Annotated in this window: 2 protein-coding genes; both read right to left on the minus strand. The window is 72.3% G+C overall.

What is annotated here, in order from left to right:
• Positions 1-109 precede the first annotated feature (109 nt).
• On the minus strand, positions 110-520 hold the full coding sequence (locus tag JS521_RS29840; protein ID WP_205086053.1) for an SCO4983 family protein: 411 nt from the start codon (positions 518-520) through the stop codon (positions 110-112).
• Between the two features lie 141 nt (positions 521-661).
• Positions 662-1,873 carry a pyridoxal phosphate-dependent aminotransferase gene (locus JS521_RS29845; RefSeq protein ID WP_205086054.1) on the minus strand — a complete coding sequence of 404 codons (1,212 nt, stop codon included), beginning with the start codon at positions 1,871-1,873 and terminating at the stop codon, positions 662-664.
• Positions 1,874-2,059 lie beyond the last annotated feature (186 nt).

Raw genomic sequence — 2,059 nt, forward strand, 5'->3', positions numbered from 1 at the left:
GCCGCCCCCCCCCGCCCCCCCCCCCCCCCCCCCCCCGGCCGCCCCCCGGGGGGGGGGCGCCCCCCCCCCCGCGGCCCCCCCCCCCCCCCCCCCCCCCCCCCGGGGGCCGTCAGTGGGCGCCGACCAGGTGCCCGGAGGGGGCGGTGGGGTCGGCGAGAGCGGCGAGGGCCGCGGTGTGGGCGTCCATCCGCTCGGCGGCGAGGATGGCGGCGGTCGTGTCGGCGCGGGACGCCGCCACCAGCAGGGCGCGGCCCGCGAGGGCGTGGGCGCGGCGGTGGAGGTCCGCGGGGGCGGCGGCGGTCAGGCCGGCGTGCCGGGCGGGCGGGGCGCCGCGCAGCCGGGCCACCTGCTCGGCGATCCGGTCGCCCGCCGGGCCCGGGCCCAGCTCGTCGGTGACCGCGAGGAGGGCGGCCAGGTGCCCGGCGAGCTGGATGTCCAGCTCCTCCTCGCGGCTGCGGTGCGGAAAGTCCGCGTCGTCGGCCGGGGTGTGGACCGAGGGGCTGCGGATCGGCTCGTACATGGATGGCCTCCCGATGGTGCGTGGAACCATCCTACATTGGAACCAGTCTAAAGTTGACTGTAGTCCGGAAGAGTGATCGGTCTACGGCTGTCCGTAACCGGGTCCAGAGCCGTGACCGAGCCCGGCGGCCGGCGGATCCGGCTACGGCTGTCCGTATCCGTCCAGGAAGGTGCCGATCCGTGTCACCGCGTCGGTCAGGTCCTCGACCGTCGGCAGCGTGACGATCCGGAAGTGGTCGGGCTCGGGCCAGTTGAAGCCGGTGCCCTGCACGACCATGATCTTCTCGGCCCGCAGCAGGTCCAGCACCATCTGCCGGTCGTCCTTGATCTTGTAGACCTTGGGGTCGAGCCGGGGGAAGAGGTACAGCGCCCCCTTCGGCTTCACGCAGGTCACCCCGGGGATCGAGGTCAGCAGGTCGTACGCCGTGTCCCGCTGCTCCAGGATCCGGCCGCCCGGCAGCACCAGGTCCTCGATCGACTGCCGCCCGCCGAGTGCGGTCGCCACCGCGTGCTGCGAGGGCATGTTGGCGCAGAGCCGCATGTTGGCGAGGATCGTCAGCCCCTCGATGTACGAGGTGGCGTGCGCCTTCGGGCCGCAGACGGCCATCCAGCCGGAGCGGTAGCCGGCCACCCGGTAGTTCTTGGAGAGCCCGTTGAAGGTCAGCACCATGAGGTCCGGGGCCAGGGCCGCCGTCGGGGTGTGGGTCGCGCCGTCGTACAGGATCCGGTCGTAGATCTCGTCGGAGCAGACGATCAGATTGTGCCGCCGGGCGATCTCGGTGAGACCGCGCAGCATCTCGTCGTCGTACACCGCACCGGTCGGGTTGTTCGGGTTGATGATCACCAGGGCCTTGGTGCGGTCGGTGATCTTCCGCTCGATGTCCGCGAGGTCCGGCATCCAGTCGGCCTGCTCGTCGCACCGGTAGTGCACGGCCGTACCACCCGCCAGCGAGACCGAGGCGGTCCACAGCGGATAGTCGGGAGCCGGTACGAGCACCTCGTCACCGTCGTCCAGCAGCGCCTGCATCGACATCTGGATCAGCTCGGAGACGCCGTTGCCCAGGTAGATGTCCTCGACGTCGAGCTCGATGCCCTTGGTCTGGTAGTGCTGCATCACCGCACGGCGCGCGGACAGCAGGCCCTTCGCGTCGCCGTAGCCGTGCGCGCCCGCGACGTTGCGCAGGATGTCTTCGAGAATCTCCGGCGGGCACTCGAACCCGAACGCGGCCGGGTTGCCCGTGTTCAGCTTGAGGATGCGCTGACCGGCCGCTTCCAGCCGCATCGCCTCCTCCAGCACGGGGCCCCGGATCTCGTAGCAGACGTTGGCGAGCTTCGTGGACTGGATGACCTGCATGTCCGCGAGCTTACGGCGGCGTTTCGCGGGGTGCGCGGGGATTGCTCCCGGCGTACTCCCTCCGGGGCGCGTCCCCGTCCCGTCCTGTCTTCCATCGCCATGTCCGCCGCCGCCCCGGACCGTGGGATCTCCGGGGGGGGGCGGCGTCGGGGCTTGGAAAGGCGGCGTGGGCGGGCCGAGTGGGCG

Source organism: Streptomyces durocortorensis, from assembly GCF_016901035.1.
In the GTDB taxonomy this organism is placed as follows: Bacteria; Actinomycetota; Actinomycetes; order Streptomycetales; family Streptomycetaceae; genus Streptomyces; species Streptomyces durocortorensis.

Excerpts from the sequence above, each read along its gene's own strand:
- JS521_RS29845 (WP_205086054.1), bottom strand. The coding sequence starts at position 1,873 with ATGCAGGTCATCCAGTCCACGAAGCTCGCCAACGTCTGCTACGAGATC.
- JS521_RS29840 (WP_205086053.1), bottom strand. The coding sequence starts at position 520 with ATGTACGAGCCGATCCGCAGCCCCTCGGTCCACACCCCGGCCGACGAC.